This is a genomic window from Shewanella sp. 10N.286.54.B9, from assembly GCF_041468565.1.
In the GTDB taxonomy this organism is placed as follows: domain Bacteria; phylum Pseudomonadota; class Gammaproteobacteria; order Enterobacterales; family Shewanellaceae; genus Shewanella.
This window is the reverse complement of record NZ_JBFRIY010000061.1, coordinates 24,549-48,331: the sequence shown is the minus strand read 5'-3', so window position 1 is coordinate 48,331 and position 23,783 is coordinate 24,549. Positions and strand designations below refer to the sequence as shown.

Genomic DNA, 23,783 nt, shown 5'->3' with positions numbered 1-23,783 from the left:
ATGTCGCATTTCAATTTAATTTGTAATCAAGTTCTTGCTTAGTTCGCTTCCCCTTGACTACGGAATGGCATTCTACCGATTTACTCTGCATAGTCAATCGAGAAAAATGCTTTTTATAACTGTTTGACGTTAAAAGCATCAAAGATAACGTTTTTTGTTCTTATTGATCGTTAGTTGCACAATATCAATGCCCTGCCATGTTATTAAGCGCATTTTAAATAATACTAGAGCGCACATTTTTTGATTTTATAAAGACAGACAAACTCAGATTGTGTGTAAAATTTTATTTATTTGATTTCAAAATCGCTACTTTTGCTGGGCGGAATGGTTTCAATATTCAGCTAAACGATTTTGAGCGTGCGGGATCCAATACTGCCCCTTTATAATGCTGGCAATTTAGTGTCGGTCATAGGAGCTATGCAGGAGGCCTAGGGCTGTTGTATTCCATTGAGTGAATACTCAACTGGCCTAAACTAACCATCAGCTTGCTAAGGATTCTCTTGACGAACTAAGCCACTATTGAAAACATTACTTAGCGGAAAATAAAAAACGCCTCTATTAAGAGGCGTTTTTAAAAGTACTTACTCTATCCAGCCTTAGCCAAGTGGCAGTGACTGGTAGTTAAGACCTAACATTTTTTGCATCACGCCAACGACCTGGCAGCTATAGCCAAATTCATTGTCGTACCAAACATAAAGAATAGTACGGTTACCGTCAGCAATAGTTGCTTGAGAATCAACAACACCTGCATAGCGAGAACCAACCAAATCACTAGATACGATTTCAGTAGACTCAGTGAAGTCGATTTGATTTTGCAGTTCAGACTGCAGCGCCATATCTTTTAGGTATTCATTCATTTCATGCTTATTAGTTTCACCATTAAGGTTTAGGCTAATAATTGCCATTGAAACGTTTGGCGTAGGAACGCGAATCGCATTACCTGTTAACTTACCTTCAAGCACTGGTAATGCTTTAGAAACGGCTTTAGCTGCGCCAGTTTCAGTAATTACCATGTTCAAAGGTGCACTACGGCCGCGACGATCAGCAGAGTGGTAGTTATCGATAAGGTTTTGGTCATTGGTGTAAGAGTGAATAGTCTCTACGTGACCATTAACAATGCCATATTTATCATTAACCGCTTTAAGTACCGGAGTAATGGCGTTAGTAGTACAGCTTGCTGCAGATACAATCGTATCTTCGTCAAGAATGTCAGACTCGTTAACACCATAAACGATGTTCTTAATTGCGCCTTTTGCTGGAGCAGTTAACAGTACTTTAGTTGCGCCCTTTGATTTAAGGTGCAGCCCAAGTCCAGCTTCATCTTTCCATATACCCGTGTTATCTACCACTAGTGCGTTAGATATACCGTACTTTGTGTAATCAACTTCATCTGGAGAGTTTGCGTAGATGACTTGAATATAAGTACCGTTAGCAATGATTGCATTATTCTCTTCGTCAACTTCTACAGAACCATTGAATGGTCCATGCACTGAGTCACGACGAAGTAAGCTTGCACGTTTTTCTAGGTCGCCCTTACGGCCACCACGAAGGACGATAGCACGCAGTCTAAGCTTGTTGCTCACACCCGTTCTTTCAATTAACAAGCGAGCTAGAAGACGTCCGATACGGCCAAAACCGTAAAGAACAACATCTCTTGCTTCTTCAGTATCTTCTTGAGTGATTGCGGCTGACAATTCGCTGCTCATATAAGCTTCGATTTGGCTCGCGTCTTTATATTCACGCCAGTAATTAACAGCCAGTTTACCAATATCAACTTTGCACTGTTTTACCGCTAACTTGCTTAAAGCTTCGATAAATGGAAAGCTTTCACGTAGTCTTAGTTTGTCACCGACATGACGGCGCACTAAACGGTGTGATTTAATGATTTCGATGGTAGAAGCGTTAAGTAAAGGTTTACCGTATACGACAACCTCTACACCTTGGTTACGATATAATTTACCAAGTAAAGGCTGCATAGCCTCTGCCATTTCGAAACGTTCTTGCCAGCTTTGTAGGTGTTTATCAGCGCTCATTAACAGATCCTTTATCTCACTTTTCTGATTTTCTATCAGAAATGTTTGAGTAACAAAAAGAAAAGACCAATAATCTAGGTTATGTAGGGTGTCTTTCCCCGTTTGGTCGGCGCTATTGTAATGAAAACTGGCCTTTCAGGCTAGTCAGATATTTCATATAACGATGTAATTTAATTAGATAAAAATGAGCATGGAGCCTGTTTTGAGTAGAAAATTTGTAATGTTTACATCACTTCTTGGAATTACGGCCTTTATTGGACTATTTGGCTGCGAACCGACCTCAAATACGCAGAAGATCTGTAACAAAAATCCTGAACTTTGTTCAGATCTACACAAAGATAGTTGGTGTAGATTCGAAAAAGGCGACCTAATTCGCAATCGATACCAATTAAAAATGACAGAGCAGCCGACAGGCGAACAGTTATTCGACCAATTATTGTACTTAGAAGATTATAATAAGTGTATTGAACTCGCTGCAGGTGTACAGCATATTTTGCATCCAGAACGGACTAACGATCGTGCCCGAGCCTTTGGCTTAAGCTCGCAAACATTGGCACAGTTACAGGAAACAACCAAAAACAGCCAGGATCCACATTTGGCCTATTACCATTGGTCTAGGTTTAACGATGCAGAGGCTGGCAAAGTGCTCTTTGCCGCCGAGACAAATGGATTGATTAAAGATTTTAGACTTAAAGCACAGCTCGCAGCCCATTTTTTGCAAAGCAATCCGAACAAAGCTAAACGTCTGTACGCGGCAACGCTATCTAACGCCGACAAAGATTCATTTGACCCAGATTGGTTGTTAGCATTAGCTACCCTCTATAGAAACGAACATCGTCCCGAGATGCATTACTTACTGTCAAAAACCAATATCATCATGACAGATGCTAATTTTGTAGAGGAACAGATGTTAGCGATGATCCAAGGTAATAAAATATTGCAGGAAAAGTTAGATAAAGAAGCTGAAAATTTGGCTAATGTACTAGAATCTGGAATGTATGCTCAAAGTAAGCTAAAAATCGTCTTGGAGCAGGACTTAGATCAAGCAATTAATTAATAAGGCTCGTGTAATTTGTATTCGGCAATATGTTTGCCAACTTACAATAATTTTCTTCATTTAGTAGAAAAATAGCCCAATACGCGATCCATGTAAAAAAATTACCTAATTTGTTAAGGGAATCGCCGCTATTTGGACGATATTGCTTGACGGTAGCTGTCAGTTTGGTAATTTTACTACCAGATTCTATTTAAACTTTTACCTGAGGGATATGAGATGACTATCCGAGTTGCAATTAACGGCTATGGCCGTATCGGCCGCAATGTTCTACGTGCTCTATATGAAAGCGAAAAGAACTACCCTATCAAGATTGTTGCGTTAAATGATCTAGGCGACGCTTCAATCAACGCTCACCTAACAAAATACGATTCTGTTCACGGACGCTTTAATGCAAAAGTAGAACACGCTGATGATGCTATTTTTGTTAACGAAGATAAGATCCTGACATTCCAAGAACGTGACCCATCGAAACTTCCATGGGATGAGCTAGACGTAGACGTTGTTTTCGAGTGTACAGGTATTTTCACTTCTAAAGAGTCTGTACAACCACACTTAACAGCCGGCGCAAAGAAAGTAATCATCTCTGCACCAGGCAAAAATGTTGACGCTACTGTTGTTTACGGTGTTAACAATGACGAAATTACCAGTGATATGACGGTAATTTCTAATGCTTCTTGTACTACTAACTGTTTAGCACCATTTGCTAAGCCGTTAAATGACGAGATTGGTATTGAATCAGGTCTTATGACAACGATTCATGCTTACACCAACGATCAGCGTTTGTCAGACGTATACCACACTGATTTACGCCGCGCTCGTGCTGCTGCAATGTCAATGATCCCAACACGCACAGGCGCAGCTGCTGCAGTTGGCTTAGTTGTCCCAGAACTTGCTGGCAAGTTTGATGGTTTAGCAGTACGTGTACCAACAGTAAACGTATCACTTGTTGATCTTTCTTTCGTAGCCGCTCGTGATACCACGGTTGAAGAGATTAACGCTATCATTGAAAAAGCAGCGTCTGTTGCTCCACTAAGTGAAGTGCTAGCTGTAAACCATGAACCTTTGGTTTCTATCGACTTTAACCATAACCCATACTCTTCAAACTTTGATGCGACTCAAACTCGCGTTAATGGTCGTCTAGTTAAAGTTATGGCTTGGTATGATAACGAATGGGGTTTCAGTAACCGCATGCTAGACAACGCTGTTGCGTTAATGTCTGCAAAGTAATGAGCTAACTGCTTAGATTTAAAAGCCCAGCAATGCTGGGCTTTTTTGTGTCTAGCGCTAATAAACTATCCCCGTTCTATCTGAAGCTGCATGATTCAATAGGGATTTAACGGGCTTTATTCACGGCATTGATTGCCACGAATGGTCATTCCCTTGGTAAAATAAATAACATCGAGTAAAGCCTATTAAGTATTTGACCTGTTCAGCCCCTCAGTTTTTGCAATTCAAAGCGCACTAGTAAAGGAATGGTTATTGCCAATGCATTGCAGGAGTGGCAAGGCTAAGGGTTCACGTAGAGCAGGATTTTATCAGATTCAATACAAGGCGTTACACGATTACGAGTAATTTTGGCGCACTAATCAAATGTGCGCCAGCCAGGCAATGCAAGGTAGAACTATAATCTGCAGCAACGATTGAGCTGCTAAACTATTATTGAACGATAGAATAGGGACTAGTGTTTTTCTTGTACTTTAGGATTCATACAAAGGTAGTCATCTATCATTTCAATATTTTGGTCGATATAACCCAATAATATCTTTTGTTCTACTTCACCTAACTCAGCACTCAAAATTGCTCTATGTAGTTCAAGCGCTTCAGATTTGTGACTGAGTAATGTCATTGAGGAGATAAGGTTACTCTCTAGACATCGTTTGAGTAATGCTCGCTGTGTTAGCTTAATTGATGTTTGGACTGAGTCGCATAAAACCGATAGTTTTTCATCAACAATAATCTGAGCTGCTAAACCTGCATGCTGCCTATTTAGTTGTCTACTTGTATACATCTAACACCTCTCAAAAATAAGATTTTCCACTTACGATGGAAGTCACTTTCTAGAAGAGATTATATTGCTTGTTAGCTGTACCTAGGCTTAATCGGATGAGAGGCATAACTGTATGTATTCACATGACTATGTTAACTACGTTTTATACGTACCACTTTAAACACATCAATTTCAAACCCTGCGATGCCTTCTGTAGCGCTATAGTATGTCATATTGACTCGCGCACCTTTTAAGCATTTATATTTTTTACGGCGTTTAAATTTAAACGGTGTATCGCAATTTTCTATCATGACCGTATGCAGCACCCAGTCTTCTTTTTCTCGTTGAACATGAGATAAAACAGATACATTTTCAGAGTGAACGAGCTGCTGGTGTTGATCTAGCATCTTGTCTACAGGTGTTTTCACGAACTTTGTCCTAATAAAAAAATCAGTCTATAAAGGTAGCACAACTAGCGGGAGCTGTGTTGAGCAGGTTAAAGAAATCGGTCTCTTAACCAACCATAATGGTAATATCCCCATTGACCGACACGCCTAAGTTGCGGTAATGGGAATTTAGGTAGCGGTACTTGATAGAGTGGCAAGGCTGGAACGGGTTTTCCTGCGATTTGTTCAGCTAACCTATACGCCGCTTGTGTGCTGAAGGAGACACCCGAGCCACAATAGCCCATGCTATAACCCACGCCGTTTGAAGCGTAAACGTGTGGCATGTCGTCGAGAGCAGCAGCAATCCAACCAGTCCAATTATAAGCGACAGCCTTATTACGCAATGGTGGAAAACACTTATCAAGGGCAAACTTTAACCGTTTTTGGTAGATAGGGTTGTGTGCATCTTTGCCTTGTATCGCCCCTCTGCCACCGAAAAGTAGCCTGTTATCTGGCAACAAGCGGTAATAATACTTAAGTATGCGGGTGTCCATTGTTACTTGATGCGTATTGAGTCCACAACTTAGTAGCTCCTGTTCCGACAAAGGCTCGGTAACAATCACATTGCTGAGAATAGGTAAGTAACAGTTATCAATATTTGCATTGAACGACTTTGGTGTATAGGCGTTTCCTGCGGTGATGACCTTGTTAGCCGTGATTTCCCCATTAGCGGTTATCAGACGGTGTTTATTACCTTCTGTCAGCCATTCCGTCACGCAGGTATTTTCATAAAGGTCAACGCCCTTCCCTTGCAGCATCGATTTATAACCAAGTAATAATTTTAACGGATTAACACCAAATCCATCAGCTAATCTTAGTGCACCATGGGCTTGTTGATGGTCCATGAATTCAGTTTTGAAACGGCTAGCCGTTATAAACTCAGCGTCCTCTCCAAGTTCTCGCTTTATAAACCCAGCAGCGCTTTGTAACTGGTCTAATGCTTTCTTGTTATGTGCGACTTTAAGATAGCCTTTTTGTTGTGGCTCGCAATCGATATTAAACTCGTCGATCAGTTCATCGACTCTTGATACCGCTTCACTAAATTCATTATAAATACCTTTAGCTGTATCAAGACCCCACCTTGTTGCCATCTGCTTATAGCCCAATCTTCCTGAGCCCTTTAATACAAACCCCGCATTTCTTGCAGACGCGCCAAAGCCTACTTGGTTGGCTTCCAACACGCAGACATCGATATTGTGCTCAGTTGCTAGATAATAAGCACTCAATAAGCCGGTATAACCGCCGCCGATTACAGCAACATCAACACTTCGATTACCCGATAATATTGGACTCACTCCCCCTAATGATGTGGTACTGGCCCAGTAAGAACGGCAAGGCTTTAGCCCAGCAGGAGTACTGTTATAAAGTGGGTCAAAAAGTTCACTATTCATAATAAAGCTTATTGTATTAGTTAAAAGGTCAGTAGCATTTCACTGGCGGTACAAGTGCAATTTGAACCGCAAATAACACAAATATAATCGGGGTGATCACTGGTATCATTCCATCGATTTGGATGCTCTTTAATAAGCTTGCCTCCGGCTTTAGTGAAATAACGAACAGCAGAATTATTTGGACTTTGCTTCCATAGATGGCTAATTCCTGCTTGAGCCCCCTGACGTTTTAGCGCTGCCACTGAATACTGTAATAGCATTCCACCTAAGCCTTTACCTCTAGCCTCTTGTGCAACAGTGTTGCATTTAAAGTAACCGACATACTTAGTTGGAACTGACCATTCGCTTGGTGTACACCATTTATCTATATCCCATTGCTCAGCGGCGTAGGTCAACCTAAAACCGAGTAATGTGTCAGACTCCTTTGCTACAAAGCAGCTATTAATGCCATTTTTGAAGCCTTTTTCAACTATAGTTGCTAAAGTGCTATGGTCTAAATAACCTTCGCCATGAACCAAATTGCCCAGGTTGATCACTTCGTCAAAGTGAGCGTCAGTAATTTCAATAATCATCTTATGTTTTTATATCCTTTTAAGATTATTCGGCACAATAGCATACCCATAACCAAATATTGAATCGCAGACAGGTTCTATTCCGAAAACGGCCATTTTTCGATACTTTACTCGTACCCTAAAGCTTTGCAATTAGGTTTCAAGTAAGTCCAATTGTAGATCTACTGTGCAGCTAGGTTTGTACTTATATGTTCAATTCGATTATGTTATTAGAAAAAATTCAATGATTAACCATCAAAAGATAGTGAACAGGGATAAGTTAAGTGTCTAAAGATAAGCTTTTAGGGCCAACATATAGTTTGGCGCGTTATATTATAAACATGAACAATCGAGTATATGACGGCTTACTTACTTTTATTAGTAAGCTTAGCTTTGTTCAAAAACTTTATCTTTTTGCTTTTCTTTTATTATGTTTCAGCAATAGTTTAGCCATAGTGGCAGCCATTACTGTAGTTGGGCTACTCGCTGAATTCTGGCCTCTATTTGCCCGAGTTTGGCACTCTCTTGCAGGAAAAGCTGTGTTACTACTGTTCTACGCCGTCATCGCTAACTTTGCGTTAGCTGGAGCCGCATCCGTAGTAAATGAAGTTGTTGGTGTTTCTTCGAGTCATTTTAGCTATACCCATAACTTCGCTATTTTGCTTTATCTCCCCGCATGGACATTGGCAATCAGCATTATTGCACTTTTACTGCTTCAAATTTTTGTGCCTTTTTACCTGTTCACTCTGTTGTTATTAAAACCCTTCGGTGTCGACGGCTTTAACCTGACTAATTTGCAACATTATCAGAAATGGACGATGTTTCTTCGCCTAATTCTATCCAGTATTTTGCTTTATCACTTAGCACTTTTAAGCGATGTAGATTCTGTTATAGAGGAAAACCTTGATAACCCGAAATTGCTCAGTATCCAGCAGCCTTCAACCAAGGAGGCAGATCTTGAGAAGATTATTCTTGACTCTTTGGGTGAGACCGATGCGCCAGAGCAGAAAATCACTGATGATGAAATCAGTACTAATAACAACGAAAAACAAAATTCAAGCAACTCAACCTTAGACGCCTTGGAGCAAGAGATTAACACCAGTGTTAATAAATCATTGCAATTACGGGCACTCTATTCTCAAAAAACAAGGGAGTTGATTGCTCACTTTGCTTATCAATTAGAAGCGGATGGCAAGTCACGCTGCGCTATCTCTAATAATGCTCATATTGTTGAGCTTAATGATTATGAAATTCTTGAGATAAGTCCCGATATGTCCAAACCATATGGGTATTATTTTGAGGTGAAAGTGTGCCAGTCTCCAGCTTTTCCACTTTGATCTAATTTAAAACCAACCAGCATGTGTATAAATGATTAGTCGCAAGTTTACAGGTCAAAAGGTAAAAGTATAAATTGTAAACCTTTGTTAATAGCTAGTATTTTAAGTTTAAGGAAGACGCTACATATTAGTTGTTTAGCGAAATAATATGCTGGTATCAATACGAGCGTCGCAACAAATTTCCTTTTGAAAGCCATTGTAGCGCTAGATCCTAAAACCATTCACTCGAAAAACCTTGTAGTAACAAGGTTAACTTAGTGTATCGAGTCTATTGTATAATTTTATAAAACTACCTAATTAAAATAAGCAATGACGCAATGTCTTTGCAATAATAAGAGATGTATCCAGTGAATAAGAACAACAATTCATCAATATTACTGTGCGCAGTAATAGCTGGTTTAGCTTTGCCAGTACAAGCCTCAGCGATAAAACAATCTAAGGGTGATTTTGAAGATAAGTTTCGCCAGCTAGATGTAGACCTACCGACGCCAAACGTATATCGCAATGCAGCGGGCGAACCTGGGAATCAGTACTGGCAGCAACAAGTCGATTATCAAATTAAGGCCTCGCTGAATGAAGACAAAAGGCGCCTTGAAGCTGAACAAACCGTCACTTACACCAACAACTCTCCTGACACGCTAAAGTACCTTTGGCTACAACTTGATCAGAACTACTATAAAGCGGACTCTATCGCTACTCGAACACGTACTTTCTCAAGTCCATCTGAACTGGCTAGTAGTGTTAATGGTAAACCGACTAAAATCAGTTTAAAAACATTACGTGGTCAACAGTTTTTAGCTGACAATGAAGTCGGATATCAAATAGGTGACGTGACAGTTGATGGCACTCCTCTTCGTGTCACAATAGTTGGCACGAATATGAGAATTGATCTTCTTGAACCACTAAAACCCGGTAAAGAAGTAGAATTTGAACTCAATTATGCTTTTAATATTACCGATCAAAAAGCAGTCGGCGGTCGCAGTGGTTACGAGCACTTCCCTGACGATAAGCGTGACGGCGGCAATGACATATTTCAACTTGCACAATGGTTTCCTAGATTACATGCATATACCGATTATGAAGCTTGGACAAATAAAGCTTTCTTAGGCAGCGGTGAATTCACCTTGGAGTTCGGTGATTACGATGTTGAAATAACAGTACCAGCCGACCATATTGTTGCGGCTACTGGTGAATTAACCAATGCGAGTTCAGTATTAAATAAAACCCAGCGCAAACGTTTTGAAAAATCCAAAACCAGCAAAAGGCCGGTTTTCATTGTGACCGAAGCTGAAGCTTTAGAGAATGAGTTAGCGGCAACGAATAGTACCAAAACCTGGCATTTTGAAGCTGAAAATGTCCGTGATTTTGCATGGGCTTCCTCTAGAAAATTCATGTGGGATGCTAAAGGTTACCAACAGCAATCTGCTGAAAGGCCTTTAGTCATGGCGATGTCTTTTTATCCAAAGGAAGGTGGTGATCTTTGGAAGAAATACTCAACAGAATCTATCATCCATACCATGGAGGTGTACTCAAAGTATTCTTTTGATTACCCATATCCAACCGCTCAATCTATTAACGGACCCGTTGGCGGAATGGAATATCCAATGATCACCTTCAACGGTCCTCGCACCGAATTACAAGAAGATGGTAGCCGAACCTATACATTGTCGGAAAAGCGTTTTCTAATAGGTGTCGTTATCCATGAAATTGGCCATATTTACTTTCCGATGATCGTAAACTCAGATGAAAGGCAGTGGACATGGATGGACGAAGGGCTAAATAGCTTTTTAGACTCGGTAGCAAAAAGAGAATGGGAAACCGAATCTCATTGGGCTAGAGAGCCGCGCGACATCGTTGAATATATGAAATCAACAGTGCAAGTTCCGGTAATGACTCAGTCTGATAGTGTATTAAAGCTCGGTCCAAATGCTTACACCAAACCCGCTGTGGCATTAGACATTTTAAGGGAAGTTGTACTTGGACGAGAGCTGTTTGATTTCGCATTTAAAGAGTATGCCAATCGCTGGAAGTATAAACGCCCTACTCCATCTGACTTTTTTAGAACCATGGAAGAAGCATCTGGTGTCGATCTGGATTGGTTTTGGAGAGGCTGGTTTTACAGCACGGATCATGTTGATATCTCAATCGACAAAGTCTACAAGCTTAGAATGAATACTAAGAATCCTGATATCGATTTTGCTCGTGAACGCCAGATGGAGCAAGATAAACCGACTCCTATCGCGATAGAAAGAAACAAAGAGCAAGGGCTTAAAAGCTGGATAGATCTAAACCCAGATGTGACTGATTTTTATGAATCTAACGATGAATATACAGTTACCAACAAAGAGCGGAATAAATACAACAAGTTTATTAAGAAGTTAGAACCTTGGGAACGTGATGTAATACAAAGAGCAATTAAAGAAGATAAAAATTATTACGTACTTGAATTCTCTAACTTAGGTGGACTAGTGATGCCTATTTTGCTGCAATTAACCTATGAAGATGGCAGTGTCGAACAGCTAAACATTCCTGCAGAGATCTGGCGTAGAAGTCCGAAGTCAGTTAATAAACTCATCGTATCAGACAAAGTCCTAAGAGAAGTTGAAATCGATCCTAGTTGGCAAACAGCGGATGTTGATATAAACAACAACTACTTCCCACGCAGGATTATTCCATCAAGAATTGAAGCCTATAAAAAAGAGAAAAGTAAGGCAAAAGTTAAACGCGATATTATGCAGGATATTAAAACAGAACTTAAAACTGAAGAAGATGAAGAGTCTAATTCCGGAAAGGCTGGATAAGCGATGAAGGTAAAAATAATCATACTTATTTTCATGGGGTTAATCTCGACTGCAGTCTGTGCACACCAGCAGAAGATGGCTACCACTACCGTTAGTTTTAATCATAGAGTCGATAATATAGAGGTGATGCACAAGTTTTATCTACATGATGCCGAGCATGCGGTAAGAGATCTTTTTGATCCCAGTGCAGATATTTTAAGTAGTAAAGCAACCCAGAATAGCTTTGCGGAATATGTACAGACTCAATTTGCAATTGAGATTAATGATTCAAAACAGCTACCACTTAAGTTTGTTGGATTAGAGCTTGATGGCAAGTACATTTGGATCTACCAAGAAACGGCAATACCAAAGCAAGTCACTGAACTTTCCATTTCAAACGGAGCCCTACAAGAACTTTGGCCATCTCAGTTAAATTTAGTCAATATTGAAGGCAAAGGTGAGCTACAGTCTTTACTATTCAACGATAGCGATCAATGGCTTAATGTATCATTAGCTGAGTAACATACAAAAGGGCTAACTCTTAAAAAGTGTTAGCCCTTTTGTAAACTTGCAGAAAATCAAACTAATTCAGCACGACATAACCACGATTTACCATACAGTTTTTAACCACTTGTTGCTGTTCAGCTTCAAATTTTGCAGCATCATTGCGTCGACTTCTACCGTTAGACAGCACTCCAAGCCCAAGCCCTATCGCTGCACCTTGTTTGGCACCGTCAGTTCCGGAACCACCGGCGATTGCTTTTCCCGCTGAACCAATTGCTGCTCCTTTTGCAGCGCTACCTAGCGCGCTACTACTGCTATCCGTTTTTTGAACTTGGGTCGATAATTCAGTGCATTGGTGCAGATCATAGATATAATCTTTCTCATCTACTCCTGTTTTATCTACAATAATATTTGCCGTAACATTTGATGAAACCAGTAGTAAAATAACCATGAGCATGCTTTTATTCATTGAGTGCACCTTAGCTGTTCTAATTCAATAATTGACAAGTACGCTAACAGAATGCAAAAACACATCACACCCGTAAAAGTACCAGTATTATCAATTATGGTACAAAGGTTTAGATTAGGTTGTTAAATTGACACAAAATGCAGTAAAACTCGAAGAAAGATTGTCTACGCTTTTGGCAACAACTCAGTTTGAAAAAATTGAAATAATCCAATCACTTTGGTCAGGTTATGGTGAAATTGGCCGCTATGAAAATACAGATAAATCGAATCGCTATTTCGGTCGCTTTATTGTAAAACATATCTCACCGCCGGCTAACCAACAACACCCACGCGGCTGGAATGGAGCTCTAGCACATCAACGAAAGCTAACCTCCTATAATGTTGAGGCGGAGTTTTATCAATATTGGGCAAATAATATTAAACCGACTTGTGCAGTTCCCAAGTTTATTGCCCAGGAAAACCTCGATAATGCATCCCCAAATTCTAAAATAATCGTTATGTCAGATTTAGATGCAGAGGGTTACCCAATAAGACTTTCAAATGCATCGGTTAACGTTGCAGGTACTTGTCTACAATGGCTGGCGAGATTTCATGCACTTAATTTGCAGTCTAAAGTTTCTGAGGATTGGCCGAAAAATCTATGGCCGATTGGCACTTACTGGTATTTAGATACTCGTCTTACTGAGTATGACGCGATGGAGGAAAGTGACCTTAAACGTTCAGCAGCTCTACTCGATGCGAAGCTTAATAACTGTCGGTTTAAGACTTTGGTCCATGGTGATGCCAAAATTGCAAACTTCTGTTTTTCTGATGATTTATCAGAAGTAGCAGCGGTTGATTTTCAATATGTAGGTGGCGGATGCGGCATGAAAGACGTTATTTATTTGCTGGGTAGTTGTCTAGATGAAACAAGTCTAGAGCAGAATTTCGACGACTTAATCGACGTTTATTTTAAGGAATTAAATGCAACACTCTTAACATTAAACAACAAACATAGTTTCAAAGATATTGAATATGAATGGCGTGAATTAATAGATATAGCATGGGCTGACTTTGAACGATTTCTTGCAGGTTGGGCGCCGACACATACCAAGCGCACCAACTTTAGCCAAAGCCGAACAATGGCTGCACTTAACAAAATCCATAGTGGTTAAGCTGACCGTTTTACAACAAAATTATTCCGCAAACCAAAGTACGTATTCTTTAACTATCTAGAGGCTACAATACAAAAAGATAGTTAAAGGATGTTTCTCTACAGGTTTAACTTAAGTTGTTTCGCCCTCTTTGCTGGCATCAATCTGTAATGACTCACACTCGCTCAGCAAAAAATCTAACGCTTGATCAAAACTGTCTAGTTGTTTTATCGACATAAAGGCTTTGAGCCTATGAATGAGATCATTACTTAATTCTATGTGTGATTTCTTTTTGCGCTTTTTAACTTGTGCTAACTCCTTCCTGACCATGCGCCAGCCATAGTCGCTAAACATTTGGTTTAAACATAAATTGAGCTGTTCTAACTCTACCCTTGGATCCGAATTTTGCTTTCTCTTTCGAGTCACTAATGAAAGTAACTCTGATACTTTCAAAAATTTTGTTTCTGACTCCGCACCACTTTCAAACCATTCTACTCTCTTTAAAATTTGGTCTCTGGGTATAAGTCTAAAGATCAGCGGGAACGCAATAACGATTTCATCTCTTTGAAGCAGTAACAGCTTACGCCCCTTTGTCGGTTTATTACTATGGTATTGCCACTCTTGCTTCGTATTATCCATCAGCTTAGCCACTATTTTTAAAGTATGGTATCACCATTAATATAGAGATGATATTGAATAACCCATAGATAAACAAGTGTTTGCAGTGATTCTTTTAGACGACATAAAAATGGTATAACCATATTAATGGTTGGGTTAGTCTGCATAGAAGTACAGTGACCTTAACTTCGCAAAATAACACCTTAATATAAAATAGCTTCTTCGAGGGCAAAATTTTTTGCCGCTAGCTCACAATGTTGATTACTCCACCTAAACCTAGTCGTTTTGTTCGAATTTGTTTATAACTTAACCTCTACCAGTGATAATGACGATTATCACTGGTAGATATCGTTATAAATGGATAAACTATCTTGCTTATATTTACCCTAAATTCATAAATGAACGATATCGATTGAGGAAATCTAGGAAATGAGTCGCAGGCATATTAACCCCATTTCCAATAAGGTAGAGAGCACAAACAGTGACAATGGCTTTTACCAAGAAGCAGAACTTCCTATATCAATACTTAATGACTTTGAAAGTGCAGCCAAAGAAACTCGTTACGAAATTTCTGACAACACTCGACGGGTTTATCGTTCAAGCTTTGGCATTTTTAAAGCTTATTGTGAAACCCATGGGCTAAGCGCAAACCCTGCCGATCCCAGAACGGTTATTTCATTTATCGGTCATCAAAAAGATTTTTATCAAGCAAGAAGTGGCCACCAGCTATCGACTCAAACAATCAATAGTCGATTAGCCGCGATACGTTTTTATCATATTCAATCTGGTATAACCTCGCCAACTGAACACCCTTTGGTTATCCGAGTGATGCGTGGACTTACGCGTAATCACAATCGAATAGTTTCAGACTATGACCAACAACCGATCATGTATGATGAACTTGAATTACTAATTCAAGCTATTGAAAGTCAAAGTCAGACTTTGACTAAAAAACGTGACAAAGCCATTATCCTATTAGGGTTTCAAGGTGGATTTAGGCGTTCGGAATTAGCGAATATAAAAGTAAACCATTTAAGTTTTTTTAGGGACAAACTTAAAGTCAGACTCCCTTACTCTAAAAGCAATCAACAAGGTCAAAGAGAGTGGAAAGTGCTCCCAAAAGATGAAACATTTTCAGCTTATGAACCGGTAAAAGAATGGCTTGATGCTGCAAAAATAAAGGAAGGTCACTTATTTAGATCATTAAGTCGAGATGGAAAATATATCAGAGATTACCAAGTAATAGATGCTCACTCAGGCAAAGGTTTTTTACGCGGTGATGATATTTATCAGTTAATAAAACGCTACTGTAATAAAGCGGATTTAGATCCAATGTTCTATGGAGCTCATAGTTTGAGGAGCGGTTGTGTAACGCAACTACATGAAAATAATAAAGATCACCTTTACATTATGGGGCGTACAGGCCATACGGACCCAAGATCGTTGAATCATTATTTAAAACCTAATGATTAGAGCACTATTTATTTTTAGTACTTTTTAATCGCAAAGCTGTTGTTACTTTAAATAAAAAAAGGCACTCTTTTAGAGTGCCCTTTTACTATTTATTAAACTATAAAGTTATTATATAAACGTATTTAGTCTTTATAAACTACTGTTGTAGATTCAAAAGATAGCGGTTCTAAAACAACCTTTTCTTCAGCATAATCTATGAAGGAAAGCGCATCCGTATTACAGATATCAGTGCCATTATCATCACAACTTGGTGCACTATCTGCGTATACAACGCTATAGGTATTTTCAGTTGAATTATAAGTTAAGTGGTCAACTTTATAAGCTTTATAACCTGTCGCTGTTTTAACTAGATCGACACGATCAGTTGCCTGAAGTTGAGCGTCACCCAATGCATTCCAACCGTCGTTACCGCTTGCATTATAATTGTTTACGATTACAACATAGTCAGTCGTACTGTTAATCGCTTCCCAATGCGGTTCAATCTCGGTTCCGGTATTAATATCAATTGAACTGATATTACCACTGGTATTTTTGACCTCTTCGGTAAAGGTATAGCGCATGCCACCTACATAAGGGAATTTACCGGCATGACTACCAACGGGCAGAGTCGCTTCAATTGTCGAAGTTAGTAGTTTAATCAGCACCTCACCATTGATCGTTAGCACCGATAGGTAGTTTGAAAATGGTAGCAACTCAAGACTTGCATGTCCTTCCCTAAACTCGCCAGATGAGATGTCAGTTCGTACACCACCAGCGCCAACCAAACCAATCTGTACTTTTTTACCAATCACTGAATTTACATTACTCTGGTTTGCCCAATAGACCATGCCTTCAGCGATTAATGGTGCTACATCAGAACCGTGAATATCTGTTCCGCCATCACCAGGGCGGCGCTCATGGTTTATCTCTTTCGGAGCATTTGCAACAACCTCACCATAAGCTTCTTCTAGCGCAGGTTTATAAGTCGCATCAATATGTACGCGCATTTCATCATTTTCGTCGACATTATCGATAAGTGCAGTTTCATCAATGAAGCCTTCGACTTTTTCATGATCGGCGCCAGTAAGCAGATCGCTTTCTTCACGTTTGCCGTCTTTGTAAAACTCTTCATTAGTCAGCAACGTATTTTGACCAGCGCAAGACAAAAGCTTACCATTACTGTCGAACTTTACATCAACCTTGCCAATAGCCTGTGCGTATTGTCCCGCTTGAACAATACATGTTTGCCCTACTTCATCTTTTTGTTTTACCAGTTGAGCATATACACCATTATCACCATGACCTAAGTCAGTAAAATCGCCTAATAATGTATGAGAATGGCCGCCAACAATAACGTCGATTCCAGTCGTACCTTCTGCTAACGTGATATCACGCGCATTGCCAATGTGAGAAAGCACAACAATTTTATTTACGCCCTGTGCTTTTAGTGCGTCAATAGTGACCTGAGTAAACGCTATTTCATTTTCAAACTTAACATCACCCGTACCAGTAGCAATAGTAGGCATGTCTTCAAGTACGACACCGATAACAGCAACAATTTGCTCATTTTCTTTTGCGTCAGTCACTTCACTAATTTTACGTTTGGTAACACCATCAAATGCAAAAAGTTGGAAAGGTTTGAGGTTATCAGAGCCACTCAGTGCAGAGTCTAATCCAGCATCCATGTTGTTGGCCAGTACTGGAAAGTTAACACTATCGATAAAGTCTGCAAGTTTCGTGGTGTCTAAATCAAATTCATGATTGCCTAGCGCCATTGCGTCCAATCCCATTTGCGATAGTAGATCGGCGTTAGCAGTTCCTTCATTCAGTTTAAAATATGCGGTACCTTGCCAAGCATCGCCACCATGTAAAAACAGCAATGGTTGGCTAGTATCTTCTTTAATCTCATTAGCAGCTTCAAGTAGTCTCGGGTAACCGCCGAATTCATTGAAGACAACCTCGCCATCTTTGCCCATGGTAAAGCTAGATTTTACCGGATCGAAATTTGAATGGGTGTCATTGATGTGTGCAATCGTTAGATTGAATCCATCGTCAGTCTGATTGTTGTCATCATCATTTGAACAGGCAGAAAGCGCCGCTAGTAAGGCTACTGCTACGAGTGTTTTTTGTAGTTTCATTGTTTGTTTTCTTCTTTTATATAGGACCCGCCGACAAAATAGCAGAAGTCATATAGAGAAACCACTGTGGTTAACGCATTGTAAAACCAACATATACAACAGCTTAGTTACAGTTGCTAAAGATTTTATATCAACAATAAGTATAAAGAGCTAACAGTAGAATAACTTTAGAAATATGGAAACTCACTGCAGCAGTAGTTGATTTATTTAGTCGATTAACCAGATACTTTGAAATGTGAAAAATCGTACTCCTGTTGAAATATTGTTTTAAAGTACGCCTGGATTAGTTACTTATTTGTGAGCAATAAAAATACTACTAATTCCATATAGTGTTATAAATGTTATAAAAAAAACCAGCATTTTAGCTGGCTTTTTTCGAAGCGTTTTATTTTAGAATTGCTTTAGGTAACGAGCAACACTTGCTTGTTCACGTTGCTTTAGACTTACGCAGTTGCGAACGCTCTCATCTAACTTGGCAAGTGTTCGCTTAAATTCTGGGTTTGCCTTTAATTTAGGTGCAAAAAACTTATCGGTCGTTTCCAGTGAGCTTAACTCACAACCAGACCCCGTATAATAAGGTATATTTGCAACCGCAAATGGAGGCAGCTTTTCTTTTATCGTTGAGTAATTAGCATAAACCCAATTTCTAAAGCGTAATCGACGCGCTTCAGTATAAGATTGTCCAGACAAAACATATCTCAAATCTGGAGCATTGATCTTATCTGTCAATGAGTAAGCGAGCATATCATCTTGGAGCTTTTCTGTAGGAGCATAACCTAAAGCATTCATTAAACGAGTACGTTTTTGTGGATCTTTAGTCTTCTCAAACTCACTCTTAACAAGGTTTAGCAACTGCTCATCACCGTAATATACTGCGACAGTAAGATAAGTACCGATAAGATAAGGATCAACTTGATTGTTTCCTGCAATATAGGCCTTAGCTTGCTTAGTCGCTGTTGCAATAATATCTTGGTCTTTAGCTTCAAATGCCAATAAGTTGATCAGAGTAGGACGAAGTTTGCTAATTGCAGTTTTTTCATTGGCTTTTGCTTGTACGCCATATTTCTCAATCGCACTACTGGCTCGCTTAGAGATAAAGTTTGCCCACTGTGCTTTGTTGCTTTCATCAATAAATGTACGCTTTTGGGACTGAAGGTAGCCTAAAGCAGTTGAAACTATTTCTGGATGTTGATCGTCAATGAACTCACCGAGGATATTAAGTAGTTCGCCACCAGAAACAAAACCAGCATCAAGTAATGCATCAGCAGATGAGATTAATGCTTTACGCTCTCTTGGGGTTAACTGTGTTTTAGCATTGGCGAGTAGAGATTGCATCTGTGCCTCTTCCAATAGCCAGCGATAGTAACCCATGGCATCAGAATCTGGGTAAATCCAATCAGGTGCAAAGGCAAGCGCTACAGTCTGGCTTTCTTTCGTTAGCAAAACCGTTTTATGTTCAACCTTGTCACCTTTACCATACTTGATAGAAACCGGCACTGTCCATGTTTGATCTTTTGCTTCAGTTCCAGCAGTTACAAATCGGCTTTGTGTTAATGTTAGCTTATTGTCTTTAACGCCTACTTTAATTAAAGGATAAGAAGATTGCTCAATGAATGTACCTAATACCGCACCGACATCCTTACCTGAAGACTTAGAAAGTGCATTCCATAAATCGTCCGCCTCAGTATTCTTAAAAGCATGATCTTTAATGTACTGACGTATACCAGCCTTAAACTCTTTTTCGCCGATATAGTTTTCAACCATATCAAGCACGGCTTCACCTTTGCTATAAGCTAAGCCTAAACCGTCCATGATGTCCGCTTCAGTTTTAATAGGCTTACGAATAGGCTTTGTTGAAACCCTTGCATCCATCGCCATCACATAGTTTTTCGAAAGAGAAAGGTCAGATTCAAACTCTGGGTGAATTTGATGGGTAATTTTTGCTGCCATCCAGCTGGCGAATGCTTCGTTTAACCAAAGATCATTCCACCACTGCATGGTAACTAAGTTGCCATACCATTGGTGTGCTAGCTCATGAGCAATTATCGATACTGCGCGTTCTTTACTGTTTTGACTGGCATTTTTTTCATCGACTAACAGAATATCTTCTCTGTAGGTAACTAAGCCGGCATTTTCCATCGCACCGAACGGAAACTCAGGCACTGCGACGGTATCTAGTTTTTCATAAGGGTAATCAACACCAAAGTAGTCCTCTAGCGCCGACAACACTTCAGGCATCTTCTTAGCGGCGTATTGCGCTAACTCAATTTTACCCTTAGTCGTAATCACTCTACCAGGGACCTTCATGCCTTTAACTTCTATCTCTTCAAATTGTCCAATTGCAAACGCTATGAGGTAAGACGACAAAGGTTTAGTTTGTTTAAATACATGAGTGGTTAAACCATTCTTTTCTTCAACGGATAGCTCTGGGGTATTGCTATAAACTTTTTCAGTGCTCGGCGCTGTAATGGTCACTTGATAAGGAATTTTATAGCCTGGTTCATCAAAACTTGGAAACGCACGGCGCGCATCACTCATTTCAAACTGAGTAAATAGATATGGCTGACCACCATCAATTGTCTTATAAAGACCAACAGACTGCCTATTATAGGGTGCGGTAAAATCCATAGAAAGCTGGTATTTACCAGGTTCAATGACATGCTTACAATCAAATAACACTATGCCAGTGTCTTGCATAGTTGCTGCCATTTGGCAGTCTTTGCTACCCGCTAACAAGATATTGCTGGCAGTATATTCTAAGCCGTTTAACTGCAGTTGCTGTGTGGGCTCTTTAACAATAAGTTCTATTGAGGTGCTACCTGAGAAATTATCTTTTTGTGGGTCTAGATTAAGCTTCACCGACTGCGTGATAGGCTCGGCAACTTTACTTAATACGTATTCGTTAGAATGAGTATTAAAGCTAGTTACACAAGAAAGTGTGACCAAAGAGGCCGTGACGACTCTATACATGTAAATTCCTATTTTCTTGTTTTGCGCTAAATCGAGCTTCCATGCGTTTGTCTGCATCGATTTTTGCCAAAGAGAGTAGCGATACTCGCGTAAAAATGTTTAACACTTTTACCCGCGGGGACGCTTTACCCAAGTAAGATAACAAATATTTAACAGCAACGTGAGCAACAACATGCGGTGAGTTAAAGCATGTTGTAACAATTCATGACTAGCACTAAGGGAGTAGTATAAAGTTATTCAATAAAGGTTAAATGAGGTGCGATTAATGCCAAAAGGCAATAATACCTGTCAAAAAGGGCATGGACTAAAACCAAGCACTTTTACGCCTGTAATCGGATGGTCGAACTCTAGACGGGTAGCATGTAACATTAATCGCGGTGCTAGCTGGTGCGAATAAGAGGAACCATATAGATCACAGCCTATAATGGGGTGACCAATATATTGGCTGTGGATCCTAAGTTGATGGGTTCTTCCTGTTTTGGGGGTTAACTCTACTCGGGTAACCGTAACCGCTTTGTTTGAGCTGTCTGCTTGAAAGCCCTCTATAGCCAGAACATTGTAAACAGAGCGAGCGGCCTTACCTTCTTGCTCACATAACTTCATCAATGGAAAATTAGGTTTATCTTTGGCAATAGCGGCACTTATAATTCCTGTAGTTTCACGTAACTCCCCAAGTAGTAAAGCCGTATAGCGCTTAAGCACGCTGCGCTCACTAAATTGCCGACACAGTAGCGCATTAATCTGTTTATTCAGCGCGATGACCATTATGCCTGATGTACCAAAGTCCAATCGGTGTACTAAAGAGCAACCCGGAAAATCTTTTACTAAACGGTAATGAACTGAATCAAGGTTTGCTGGGTTTTTGCCTGATAAGGATAATAAACCAGAAGGTTTGTTGATCAGTAGTAAGTGTTCATCTTGATAAAGAATGGTTATCTCTTCAAAACAAGGAGGTGCTATAAAATCATCAACCACTGTCGGCATTTTTGAAACCACATCTAACAACTGAGTTTGCAGCAATCATACAGCATGCTTTGCGATTCAACGACAGAAGTAATAGTTTAACTGGTAAGTCGTCATTGCTATGACCCATATTGCCCCTAACAGCGTTAGTATTAACGCAATAGGACGACCAGTCACAATTTCGCATAAAAAGTCAGTATTAAAAATGTAATCCCGAGATTTTTCTAACAAAAATGCATAAGCAAGCAAATATGTGTATAAAACGACTTAGAATATTCATTGGCAAGTATGGAGAAAACACATCAGATGATAAATGAATTGGTCGAATGCGCTTCCCTGCGCCTTCTATGGGGTAATTTATTTCCAGTACTTTAGAAGTCTATTCTAAAACCAATACTTGCAATGGTATCGTCAAAATCTGAATATTGCTTAACATCAGCAAATAAACGATCATGCTCCCTAGAATATTTTGAGCTACTTAATAATGATGCTACAACGGTATGTGGTTCAAGAGATGTTAGATAAAAAGCTCGCTACACTGACGCCTAGGGAAATGGAAGTCATGGAAAAAGTACTACAAGGCAAGCTAAATAAAGTGATTGCGGCGGAACTCAATGTGGCGCAAAGAACCCTGGAGTTGCATCGTCAGAAAGTGATGCAAAAAATGCAAGTTAACAATGTAGCCGAACTTGCATTTTTAATGGGGAAAAGTGCTGAACTGTAGTCTATCAATCTAGAGTCATTAAGCGATGCGACTACCTGGGATCCGAGTTGTATTTGCCCAAGTAGCACAGAACTCCCATCCTCTTTCTCTACACACTAAACCAGCACTGTAACGACTTTTAGCGATAATGAATTGCCCTTCTTTAGCATCAACAAGGTGGTGATTAAAAAGGGTGAAAGCACTTGAGTAAAGCATACTCAACACTACGACAAATAATAAAATAGCAAGGTTGAATGATGCATGGATCTTGGCGATCGGTTTGCCCCCTGTTGTGCTACATTTCGCCATAGTCGCCGCCCAATTTGCTGTTCTAAGTTAAAGCATATCGTAAAACACAATAAATTCAATGTTTTGATATTAGCTAAAGTGATTTAAGCTGGACGTAGCAACTACTTATCTGCCGCTAATGAGCGCATATGTGCATCTTTAAATCGGTTGTGAAGTTCATTCAGTATTGCACCATCACGCCGATTACGGCTCCTTCCGTGCAAAGAGGACTCCACAAACAGCTCAAACCAAGCTTCTAATACCCGGCTATTTGCCGGCTCTCCTGCGGCACTTAATGCAAGGGCGGCCACCTCTGCAGTGCCAAGTTGAAACTCTCTAGCGCCTTTTCTTAACGCATAACTCGCCGTCGACTCTGGTGTAAAAGACAGTAAAGGTAACTGATGTAGGTAGCTGCTCTTGCGAAACATCTTTATTGCTTCTCGCCAGCTGCCATCCAGTACAATAAGTAATGGTATTTTGTCACTCAACAAGTCCGTTTTATCAATCTGGCTAACTACCCGTTGGTTCTCAACCGCATACTCTTCCGGAAAGATCACAAATGCTTGATATTTAGGATCGTTAATTATCGACAACATTTTTCTATTGGGTTCGTTTCTCGACCAAATGAACGCATGGGTATCCGGTATGATATCGGCAATTAGACGGCCACTATTACTGGGCTTTAGCACTTCATCGTCATACATGATTAGCATAAATGCCAATTCACTATTAACTTGCATGCGGTTGCAACAAGTACAAAATTGTTCTGCTAGTAGACAAGATTGACAGCGCACAACGTTTTTTCCTCTAGCGGTGAACGGCTTAGAAGAGATGGCTTTACGGTATTCATATAAACGATGAATGGCATGTTTTGCTAGAGTCATGTATTAGATATTTATCCGGTTTCAGTAGAGACTGATAAAGAAAAAGCCTACTCACAGGTAGGCTTTTATCAGTATTAATG

General features: G+C 39.9%; 20 protein-coding genes. 8 read left to right on the top strand and 12 right to left on the bottom strand.

What is annotated here, in order from left to right; genetic code table 11:
• Positions 1-596 precede the first annotated feature (596 nt).
• On the bottom strand, positions 597-2,033 hold the full coding sequence (locus AB4135_RS19065) for a glyceraldehyde-3-phosphate dehydrogenase (protein WP_220738477.1): 1,437 nt from the start codon (positions 2,031-2,033) through the stop codon (positions 597-599).
• 220 nt (positions 2,034-2,253) lie between these two features.
• On the opposite strand from AB4135_RS19065, the gene AB4135_RS19060 reads away from it, so the two are divergent.
• Complete coding sequence (locus AB4135_RS19060) at positions 2,254-3,090, top strand: DUF2989 domain-containing protein (RefSeq protein WP_371995026.1); 837 nt, start codon at positions 2,254-2,256, stop codon at positions 3,088-3,090.
• A gap of 216 nt (positions 3,091-3,306) precedes the next feature.
• A complete protein-coding gene (gap, locus tag AB4135_RS19055; protein ID WP_371995025.1) occupies positions 3,307-4,317 on the top strand; it encodes a type I glyceraldehyde-3-phosphate dehydrogenase in 1,011 nt (336 codons plus the stop codon).
• A 451-nt stretch (positions 4,318-4,768) separates the two neighbouring features.
• Here the strand turns inward: gap and AB4135_RS19050 are convergent, their stop codons facing one another.
• The 4 genes from AB4135_RS19050 to AB4135_RS19035 form a co-directional block, all read right to left on the bottom strand.
• The gene (locus AB4135_RS19050) at positions 4,769-5,098 is read right to left on the bottom strand and encodes a hypothetical protein (protein ID WP_371995024.1); all 330 of its coding nucleotides are present in this window, start codon (positions 5,096-5,098) and stop codon (positions 4,769-4,771) included.
• 131 nt (positions 5,099-5,229) lie between these two features.
• Positions 5,230-5,505 carry a hypothetical protein gene (locus tag AB4135_RS19045; protein WP_371995023.1) on the bottom strand — a complete coding sequence of 92 codons (276 nt, stop codon included), beginning with the start codon at positions 5,503-5,505 and terminating at the stop codon, positions 5,230-5,232.
• A gap of 68 nt (positions 5,506-5,573) precedes the next feature.
• Complete coding sequence (locus tag AB4135_RS19040; protein WP_371995022.1) at positions 5,574-6,914, bottom strand: NAD(P)/FAD-dependent oxidoreductase; 1,341 nt, start codon at positions 6,912-6,914, stop codon at positions 5,574-5,576.
• 20 nt (positions 6,915-6,934) lie between these two features.
• The gene (locus AB4135_RS19035) at positions 6,935-7,486 is read right to left on the bottom strand and encodes an N-acetyltransferase family protein (protein WP_371995021.1); all 552 of its coding nucleotides are present in this window, start codon (positions 7,484-7,486) and stop codon (positions 6,935-6,937) included.
• Positions 7,487-7,920: 434 nt separating this feature from the next.
• On the opposite strand from AB4135_RS19035, the gene AB4135_RS19030 reads away from it, so the two are divergent.
• The 3 genes from AB4135_RS19030 to AB4135_RS19020 all read left to right on the top strand — a co-directional run bounded on the left by AB4135_RS19030 (position 7,921) and on the right by AB4135_RS19020 (position 12,104).
• Positions 7,921-8,802: a hypothetical protein gene (locus AB4135_RS19030; protein ID WP_371995020.1), complete on the top strand. Its 882-nt coding sequence runs from the start codon at positions 7,921-7,923 to the stop codon at positions 8,800-8,802.
• A gap of 347 nt (positions 8,803-9,149) precedes the next feature.
• Complete coding sequence (locus tag AB4135_RS19025) at positions 9,150-11,603, top strand: M1 family metallopeptidase (RefSeq protein WP_371995019.1); 2,454 nt, start codon at positions 9,150-9,152, stop codon at positions 11,601-11,603.
• 3 nt (positions 11,604-11,606) lie between these two features.
• Positions 11,607-12,104 carry a DUF6702 family protein gene (locus tag AB4135_RS19020; protein WP_371995018.1) on the top strand — a complete coding sequence of 166 codons (498 nt, stop codon included), beginning with the start codon at positions 11,607-11,609 and terminating at the stop codon, positions 12,102-12,104.
• A 61-nt stretch (positions 12,105-12,165) separates the two neighbouring features.
• On the opposite strand, the gene AB4135_RS19015 is transcribed toward AB4135_RS19020, so the two are convergent.
• Positions 12,166-12,555, bottom strand: a complete 390-nt coding sequence (locus AB4135_RS19015) for a glycine zipper family protein (protein ID WP_371995017.1) — start codon at positions 12,553-12,555, stop codon at positions 12,166-12,168.
• Positions 12,556-12,682: 127 nt separating this feature from the next.
• On the opposite strand from AB4135_RS19015, the gene AB4135_RS19010 reads away from it, so the two are divergent.
• On the top strand, positions 12,683-13,708 hold the full coding sequence (locus AB4135_RS19010; RefSeq protein WP_371995016.1) for a phosphotransferase: 1,026 nt from the start codon (positions 12,683-12,685) through the stop codon (positions 13,706-13,708).
• Positions 13,709-13,819: 111 nt separating this feature from the next.
• Here the strand turns inward: AB4135_RS19010 and AB4135_RS19005 are convergent, their stop codons facing one another.
• Positions 13,820-14,326: a hypothetical protein gene (locus tag AB4135_RS19005; RefSeq protein WP_371995015.1), complete on the bottom strand. Its 507-nt coding sequence runs from the start codon at positions 14,324-14,326 to the stop codon at positions 13,820-13,822.
• A gap of 408 nt (positions 14,327-14,734) precedes the next feature.
• Between AB4135_RS19005 and AB4135_RS19000 the strand changes: the two genes are divergently transcribed.
• Positions 14,735-15,778, top strand: a complete 1,044-nt coding sequence (locus tag AB4135_RS19000) for a tyrosine-type recombinase/integrase (RefSeq protein WP_371995014.1) — start codon at positions 14,735-14,737, stop codon at positions 15,776-15,778.
• A 122-nt stretch (positions 15,779-15,900) separates the two neighbouring features.
• Here AB4135_RS19000 and AB4135_RS18995 read toward each other — a convergent pair whose 3' ends face one another.
• The 3 genes from AB4135_RS18995 to AB4135_RS18985 form a co-directional block, all read right to left on the bottom strand.
• Positions 15,901-17,895, bottom strand: coding sequence for a bifunctional UDP-sugar hydrolase/5'-nucleotidase (locus AB4135_RS18995; RefSeq protein WP_371995013.1), 1,995 nt, complete (start codon positions 17,893-17,895; stop codon positions 15,901-15,903).
• Positions 17,896-18,285: 390 nt separating this feature from the next.
• Entirely contained in the window at positions 18,286-20,865 is a 2,580-nt protein-coding gene (locus AB4135_RS18990) for a M1 family aminopeptidase (protein WP_371995012.1), read from the bottom strand.
• A gap of 288 nt (positions 20,866-21,153) precedes the next feature.
• Positions 21,154-21,849: an RluA family pseudouridine synthase gene (locus AB4135_RS18985; protein ID WP_371995011.1), complete on the bottom strand. Its 696-nt coding sequence runs from the start codon at positions 21,847-21,849 to the stop codon at positions 21,154-21,156.
• Positions 21,850-22,312: 463 nt separating this feature from the next.
• Here AB4135_RS18985 and AB4135_RS18980 point away from each other — a divergent pair, with 463 nt between their 5' ends.
• Positions 22,313-22,552, top strand: coding sequence for a response regulator transcription factor (locus AB4135_RS18980; RefSeq protein WP_371995010.1), 240 nt, complete (start codon positions 22,313-22,315; stop codon positions 22,550-22,552).
• Between the two features lie 18 nt (positions 22,553-22,570).
• On the opposite strand, the gene AB4135_RS18975 is transcribed toward AB4135_RS18980, so the two are convergent.
• A complete protein-coding gene (locus AB4135_RS18975; protein ID WP_371995009.1) occupies positions 22,571-22,840 on the bottom strand; it encodes a hypothetical protein in 270 nt (89 codons plus the stop codon).
• 101 nt (positions 22,841-22,941) lie between these two features.
• Positions 22,942-23,703 (bottom strand): tRNA-uridine aminocarboxypropyltransferase, encoded by a 762-nt coding sequence (locus tag AB4135_RS18970; RefSeq protein WP_371995008.1) that lies wholly within the window; start codon positions 23,701-23,703, stop codon positions 22,942-22,944.
• Positions 23,704-23,783 lie beyond the last annotated feature (80 nt).

Excerpts from the sequence above, each read along its gene's own strand:
- AB4135_RS19065 (WP_220738477.1), bottom strand. The coding sequence starts at position 2,033 with ATGAGCGCTGATAAACACCTACAAAGCTGGCAAGAACGTTTCGAAATG.
- AB4135_RS19060 (WP_371995026.1), top strand. The coding sequence starts at position 2,254 with ATGTTTACATCACTTCTTGGAATTACGGCCTTTATTGGACTATTTGGC.
- gap (WP_371995025.1), top strand. The coding sequence starts at position 3,307 with ATGACTATCCGAGTTGCAATTAACGGCTATGGCCGTATCGGCCGCAAT.
- AB4135_RS19050 (WP_371995024.1), bottom strand. The coding sequence starts at position 5,098 with ATGTATACAAGTAGACAACTAAATAGGCAGCATGCAGGTTTAGCAGCT.
- AB4135_RS19040 (WP_371995022.1), bottom strand. The coding sequence starts at position 6,914 with ATGAATAGTGAACTTTTTGACCCACTTTATAACAGTACTCCTGCTGGG.
- AB4135_RS19035 (WP_371995021.1), bottom strand. The coding sequence starts at position 7,486 with ATGATTATTGAAATTACTGACGCTCACTTTGACGAAGTGATCAACCTG.
- AB4135_RS19020 (WP_371995018.1), top strand. The coding sequence starts at position 11,607 with ATGAAGGTAAAAATAATCATACTTATTTTCATGGGGTTAATCTCGACT.
- AB4135_RS19015 (WP_371995017.1), bottom strand. The coding sequence starts at position 12,555 with ATGAATAAAAGCATGCTCATGGTTATTTTACTACTGGTTTCATCAAAT.
- AB4135_RS19005 (WP_371995015.1), bottom strand. The coding sequence starts at position 14,326 with ATGGATAATACGAAGCAAGAGTGGCAATACCATAGTAATAAACCGACA.
- AB4135_RS19000 (WP_371995014.1), top strand. The coding sequence starts at position 14,735 with ATGAGTCGCAGGCATATTAACCCCATTTCCAATAAGGTAGAGAGCACA.
- AB4135_RS18995 (WP_371995013.1), bottom strand. The coding sequence starts at position 17,895 with ATGAAACTACAAAAAACACTCGTAGCAGTAGCCTTACTAGCGGCGCTT.
- AB4135_RS18990 (WP_371995012.1), bottom strand. The coding sequence starts at position 20,865 with ATGTATAGAGTCGTCACGGCCTCTTTGGTCACACTTTCTTGTGTAACT.
- AB4135_RS18985 (WP_371995011.1), bottom strand. The coding sequence starts at position 21,849 with ATGCCGACAGTGGTTGATGATTTTATAGCACCTCCTTGTTTTGAAGAG.
- AB4135_RS18980 (WP_371995010.1), top strand. The coding sequence starts at position 22,313 with ATGATGCTACAACGGTATGTGGTTCAAGAGATGTTAGATAAAAAGCTC.
- AB4135_RS18975 (WP_371995009.1), bottom strand. The coding sequence starts at position 22,840 with ATGGCGAAATGTAGCACAACAGGGGGCAAACCGATCGCCAAGATCCAT.
- AB4135_RS18970 (WP_371995008.1), bottom strand. The coding sequence starts at position 23,703 with ATGACTCTAGCAAAACATGCCATTCATCGTTTATATGAATACCGTAAA.